The organism is Streptomyces sp. CO7, from assembly GCF_053474865.1.
On the sequence record NZ_JBRIOU010000008.1, the window covers coordinates 126,898 to 128,281 of the forward strand.

1 protein-coding gene is annotated in these 1,384 nt (G+C 72.0%); it reads right to left on the reverse strand.

Going from position 1 to position 1,384, the window contains the following annotated elements; all coding sequences use genetic code 11:
- Nucleotides 1-117: 117 nt before the first annotated feature.
- The gene (hisC, locus tag ACOV8S_RS25475) at nt 118-1,197 is read right to left on the reverse strand and encodes a histidinol-phosphate transaminase (protein WP_448320575.1); all 1,080 of its coding nucleotides are present in this window, start codon (nt 1,195-1,197) and stop codon (nt 118-120) included.
- Nucleotides 1,198-1,384: the final 187 nt, after the last annotated feature.

The following is a 1,384-nucleotide window of genomic DNA, read 5'->3' on the forward strand; positions in this document are numbered from 1 at the left end:
TCGTCGTTCCGCCCGGCCCGGCCCCAGCCCCGGCCAGGCGGAACGACGACGGCCCGGCGGCTCCCCGAAGGGGCCACCGGGCCGCGGCACGTCCGGTCGGCGGACCGGACCGGAGGGTCAGAGGGACCTGCGGAAGCCCTCCGCCGTCTTGACGAAGAGGTCGTTCGCCTCGGTCTCCCCGACCGTGACCCGCACGCCCTCCCCGGCGAACGGACGGATCACCACACCGGCCTGCTCGCAGGCCGCCGCGAAGTCCATGGTCCGCTCGCCCAGCCGCAGCCAGACGAAGTTCGCCTCGGTGTCCGGCACGGTCCACCCCTGCTCGCGCAGGGCCGCGACCACCCGGGTGCGCTCGCCCACCAGGGAGCCGACCCGGCCCAGCAGCTCGTCCTCCGCGCGCAGCGAGGCGACCGCGGCGTCCTGCGCCAGCTGGCTGACGCCGAACGGCACGGCCGTCTTGCGCAGCGCGGCCGCCACCGGCTCGTGGGCGATCGCGAAGCCGACCCGCAGACCCGCCAGGCCGTACGCCTTGGAGAAGGTGCGCAGCACGCAGACGTTGGGGCGGTCCCGGTACAGCTCCACGCCGTCGGGGACGTCCGTGTCCCGGATGAACTCCCGGTACGCCTCGTCCAGCACCACCAGCACGTCGCTCGGCACCCGGTCCAGGAAGCGCTCCAGCTCGGCCCGGCGCACCACCGTGCCGGTCGGGTTGTTGGGGTTGCAGACGAAGATCAGCCGGGTCCGGTCCGTGATCGCCGCGGCCATCGCGTCCAGGTCGTGCACGTCGCCCGGGGTGAGCGGGACCTGCACGGGCGTGGCGCCGCTGATCCGGGTGATGATCGGGTAGGCCTCGAAGGAGCGCCAGGCGTAGATCACCTCGTCGCCGGGGCCGCTGGTGGACTGCAGCAGCTGCTGGGCGACGCCCACCGAGCCCGTGCCCGTGGCCACGTGCGAGGCCGGCACCCCGAAGCGCTCCGCCAGTTCCTCGGTCAGGCCGGTGCAGGCCATGTCCGGGTACCGGTTGAACGAGGCGGCGGCGGCCACCACGCTCTCCATCACGCCGGGCAGCGGCGGGTAGGGGTTCTCGTTGGAGGACAGCTTGTAGGCGACCGGGCCCGTCCCCGAAGCCGGGCGGCCCGGCTTGTAGGAGGGCACTCCCTCCAGCTCGGCACGCAGTTTGGGGGTCGTCTCGCTCACCGCAGTCCTCCTCATGACGGCCGGCGGCTCACTGCGCCGACGGCACCGATGGCTATCAGCCTAACTGATCGTTTCAGAATGAGTTTGGCTCACAGGCTTGGCAGTTGGGCTGGTGGACGGCAGAGTTCTGAGTGTGTCGGATGATCTTGTGCCTGATGACCTGTGGGATCGTGTTGCTCCGCTGCTC